This is a genomic window from Chlorobaculum sp. 24CR, from assembly GCF_004118635.1.
Lineage (GTDB): Bacteria > Bacteroidota > Chlorobiia > Chlorobiales > Chlorobiaceae > Chlorobaculum.
The window spans coordinates 1-4926 of record NZ_SDGU01000070.1; the positions used below are offsets into that span (position 1 = coordinate 1).

Sequence of the window (4926 nt, forward strand, 5' to 3'; positions counted from 1 at the left end):
GTGAACTTGTTGCGTTTCTTCTCGCTCATAACTTGACCTTGTTTTCAGCCAAGTTACCACCTTAAACCGCTGTCCGAAAATCGGGGACCACTATACACTGGTTCTTGGAAATTCTCAGTTTCTCGAAGCCGAAATTCTTCCGGCGTCAGACCGCCTAATCCGCTGTGTGAACGGATCGTTTGATACTCCTCCCGCAATTGCATGATGCAATTGCGGAAGATGACAAGACCTTGTCGTTTTTGAGCAGGGACTAAAAGGGGTTCAGCGATCGGCTCGTATTCTATATGTCATATGTAGATGCCGAACACGCAGAAAGCCTAAAAGTCAAAATATTGACCGATAAACAGTAAAAGAACCGGATTATTGTTCTTTTTTATTAAATTGCTATTAAATTTAAAGCGCATTACAGCTTCTGTTGGCAAAGGGTCGTGCAAAATCGGAGGTTAGGTATAAGTGGTTTTTAATTAATGAGTTATCCGATTTTTGTCAAGCGATTTATTGTAAGATTGATCACCGCGGTGCTTCAGGCTAATGTGGGTGAAAGTGGCGGAGCCGTAAATACTACTTGTTTATTCGCCCGATTATAGTAATTGTATAGTCGGTATTTCGTTTTGGTGTTTTTCTGGCCTCACTGAAGTAATCTCTTTGGCAGCAATGAGCCTGTTTTTTGCAGACTGGGCTTGGTAAATATCCACGCGATATTGCTTTATTGACGAGATGAGTTTATTACGCTACGCTTCAGTCAGCAAGATAAATCTCTTTTTTTTGCAGTTTTTCTGAATTATTTTCGCGAAAAAATCATCAAGTTTTTAAGGCAAATTACTCCTTTTGTTGATATTCTTTGCAGTAGTAATAATGCGGTCTGGTGCATTGAAAATTTTTCCCCTGAACGAAATACTTAAGTGACCAAATCTCCTAAAATCTATGTGGCAGGTCATCGGGGCATGGTCGGGTCTGCTATCGTTCGTTATCTTTTAGCCTGCGGTTATTCTGAATTAAGCATGGTCACCCGAAATCGCTCGGAACTTGATCTAACCAACCAGGTCGCAGCCCAGGAGTTCTTCGCGAAGGAAAAACCGGATCAGGTCTATCTCGCTGCGGCGAAAGTTGGTGGTATTTATGCCAACAATACGTACCCTGCTGAGTTTCTTTATGAGAACATGGTAATCGAAGCAAATGTTATCCATGAAGCATGGCGTTCAGGGGTGCAAAAACTGTTGTTTCTCGGTTCGAGCTGCATCTATCCCCGAATGGCAAAACAGCCTATAACCGAGGATGCACTGCTTACCGGAAAACTTGAGGCGACAAACGAACCCTATGCTCTTGCCAAAATTGCCGGTATAAAACTCTGCGAAAGTTATAACAGGCAATACGGTACTGATTACCGGAGCGTCATGCCGACCAATCTTTACGGTATTGGCGACAATTACAGCTCCGAGAACAGCCATGTGATTCCCGCCCTTATCAGCCGATTTCATAATGCGAAAGTTGTTCATGCTCCAAGCGTTACCATTTGGGGTAGCGGAAAACCGAAACGGGAGTTTCTGAACGTTGACGATATGGCGGCGGCAAGCGTGCATATCATGAATCTCGATAAGCAGATCTATGATGAACACACACAACCAATGCTCAGTCATATCAATGTCGGATCAGGCTCTGACATGAGCATAAAAGAGTTGGCTGAAACGATCAGGGAGGTCGTAGGCTACAGTGGAAAAATTGAATATGATGCCACCAAGCCGGACGGGACGCCAAGAAAACTCATGGACAGCAGCCTTATCAGAAGCTTGGGTTGGAATCCGAAAATCGAACTGAAAGAAGGGCTGAAAATAGCGTATAATGATTTTTTGCAATCAGCATACACGGCGGCCAGCATATAACTATCAGATAATTATATGTCTGCATAAATCGAAAGCAAAAAAGGTAATTAATAGAAGTCGTTGGACAACAAGTTACCGACAGATTTAATCATAGACCCCAACGTACATGTTATTACAGAACGCCCAGCACGATGAATCCTGTACTTCAGGGCAAAAAAAAGTTGCTTTGATTACCGGTATAACCGGTCAAGACGGATCATACCTTGCTGAACTTTTACTTGAAAAAGGGTATGAGGTTCACGGCATCAAGCGTCGATCGTCGTCATTCAATACCGAACGCATCGATCATCTTTATCAGGATCCTCATTCGAATCATCCAAAATTGATGCTTCATTACGGTGATTTGACAGACAGCAGCAATCTTACTCGACTTGTAGCAGAAATACAGCCGGATGAGGTTTACAATCTTGCAGCACAAAGTCATGTCGCTGTAAGTTTTGAATCGCCTGAATATACCGCTGACGTCGATGCCATGGGAACATTGCGTTTGCTTGAAGCGATCCGGTTCCTCGGACTTGAAAAGAAAACAAGATTCTATCAGGCATCGACATCTGAACTTTACGGTCTTGTTCAGGAAATACCACAAAAAGAAAGTACGCCATTCTATCCACGCAGCCCCTACGCAGTAGCCAAGCTTTATGCGTACTGGATAACGGTAAACTACCGTGAGGCTTACGGTATGTATGCCTGCAACGGAATTCTTTTTAACCATGAATCGCCCAGAAGAGGGGAGACGTTCGTAACACGCAAAATCACCAGAGCATTAGCCAATATAAGTCAGGGTCTGGAGGAGTGTCTTTATATCGGTAACCTTAATGCTAAACGAGATTGGGGCCATGCCAGAGACTATGTCCGTATGCAATGGATGATGCTCCAGCAGAATAATCCAAAGGATTATGTAATTGCGACCGGGGTTCAATACAGTGTAAAAGAGTTTATTGAAAAATCAGCTCTTCAGCTCGGTATATCTATTCGATGGGAAGGCGCTGGACTCGACGAAGTAGGTATTGTTGATTCAGTCACTACCGATTATGCAGGATTGTGTACCGGATCAATCATCGTGCAGATCGATCCGCGCTACTTCCGGCCAGCAGAAGTTGAAACCTTGCTTGGTGATCCGTCGAAAGCAAAGAACGAGCTTGGCTGGATCCCTCAGATAACGCTCGATCAAATGGTTGAAGAGATGGTCAAACATGATCTCGAACTGGCCAAACGCAATGCTTTGCTCAAGGCAAGTGGTTATCAGGTTCAAGTCAGCAGGGAATAAAATAGAACTCATTTTTTTATTGATGTTTGGGAGATGCGCTTTTTCTCATACTTTTCTTAGATGACATATCTCCAAAATATATTTTGCCAGCATGGGGTGAAATGATTTTATGTAAACACTCATTAATGCGACTACTGAAATATTGTTTCACGACACTTTATATTTAGAATTTTTTAGTTGAAAAAAATATTCTCGTTTTCAAAATACTTGAGGCTGAGTTCTTTTGATGTAGAAACAGAACAAGGTCGAGCTGATGAACGTTACCGGCTTGCACTATGGTCGATGATCGCCAATGGGGTAAGTAAAAGCTTTTCAATGCTTGTGGTTGTTCTCGGTGTTCGATGGACGATACCATATCTTGGTGCCGAGCGTTTCGGTGTCTGGATGACGATAGCAAGTATTAGCGGAATACTCAGTTTTCTTGACCTGGGCATTGGTAACGCATTAACAAATCATGTCGCCAGGGCGGTAACAGAAAAAGATCGATTTATATTGCAAAGAGCGATCAGTGGAGGATTAGGAATCCTGTTGCTTTTAGGAGTCGTTGTTGGGCTGCTGCTTTTACTTGTTTCAGTGTTAGTTCCGTGGGATATGATTATCAAAGGAGTAAATCCTTCGATATATAAAGAGGTTAGTCAGTCGTTAGTTATATTTTCGTGTTTGTTTGGTTTGAATCTTTTTACTTTGGGTATTCAACGAGTTTTTGTTGGATTGCAAAGAGCGTTTGAAACTCATATCACGGCAGCAACAGGATCATTGCTATCATTAGTTATTCTGTGGTTGGCAACTAAAAACAGGGCAGGCATACCAGTTTTGCTTTCTGCAACATTTGGTGTGCAGACAATAGTCATTTTTTTTCTTTTGCCAGTTCTGGTAAGTCGTGATTTATTGCGTTTCTCCAGAATAAAATCAGCTATTCTTCATGAGAAAGATGCGTTGCTTAAGGTAGGTGGAATGTATTTTATCCTTCAGTTGGTAATGATAGCGGGTTGGGGTGCTGATAGCTTGATTATTGCAAGTGCTCTGGGGGCAACGCAAGTTGCTGTCTATAATGTGACTCAGAGGCTGTTTCAGTTTGTAACCCAGCCATTGCTCATGATGAACTCTCCGCTTTGGGCATCATATGCAGATGCCGGTTTTCGTGGCGATACAAATTTTATTCGAAAAACTCTTAAAAGAAGTCTTTTGATTAGTGCAGGAGTCACTCTTTTGTTAGGGGGCGGTCTTGTTATAGGGAGTAAGTATATATTTTCATTATGGACAAATGGGGCTATATCTGTTCCATTATCGTTTGTTCTTTCATTTTTTTTATGGACGCTTTGTTATACCGTAGGCGATGCATTTGCAATGTTTATGAACGGTTGTGGTATTATAAAACCACAGGTGCTATCGGCCATATTATTTGCCATACTCGTTGTGCCATTAAAGGTTACTCTTGTTCATCTTGGGATTGAATATATACTTATCTCTACGATAATATCCTATATCATTGCAACGCCACTGTTTTATTGGGCAGTAAGCAAGAGAGAAATTATAAGTGCTTATTCTTGAAGTATTTAAGATGATTATTAATTGTATTGTTATAAAGTGTTCGCTTGTCTTTTTTTCAAGTAGATCAAATTTTGCTGGTTATAAAAGAGTTTAAGGACGGCAATAAGATGATAAATAGTTAATTGTAAAATATGTTTGAATCTCTATGGGATATATTCCCCGAAGCTCTGCTTCGTTAAAGATAAAAGTGTAATAATTGAGCACATATATTCATAAAAGTCATAATGT

At 41.4% G+C, this 4926-nt stretch carries 3 protein-coding genes; all 3 read left to right on the forward strand.

The window, feature by feature from the left end; genetic code table 11:
- Positions 1-902: 902 nt before the first annotated feature.
- The 3 genes from EST62_RS12105 to EST62_RS12115 all read left to right on the forward strand — a co-directional run bounded on the left by EST62_RS12105 (position 903) and on the right by EST62_RS12115 (position 4698).
- The gene (locus EST62_RS12105) at positions 903-1880 is read left to right on the forward strand and encodes a GDP-L-fucose synthase (protein ID WP_129052334.1); all 978 of its coding nucleotides are present in this window, start codon (positions 903-905) and stop codon (positions 1878-1880) included.
- A gap of 106 nt (positions 1881-1986) precedes the next feature.
- Complete coding sequence (gene gmd / locus EST62_RS12110; protein ID WP_129052335.1) at positions 1987-3147, forward strand: GDP-mannose 4,6-dehydratase; 1161 nt, start codon at positions 1987-1989, stop codon at positions 3145-3147.
- Positions 3148-3324: 177 nt separating this feature from the next.
- Positions 3325-4698: a lipopolysaccharide biosynthesis protein gene (locus tag EST62_RS12115; protein WP_129052336.1), complete on the forward strand. Its 1374-nt coding sequence runs from the start codon at positions 3325-3327 to the stop codon at positions 4696-4698.
- Positions 4699-4926 lie beyond the last annotated feature (228 nt).

Bases quoted from the DNA above. Each gene is read 5' to 3' on its own strand.
- gmd (WP_129052335.1), top strand. From the start codon at position 1,987: ATGTTATTACAGAACGCCCAGCACGATGAATCCTGTACTTCAGGGCAA.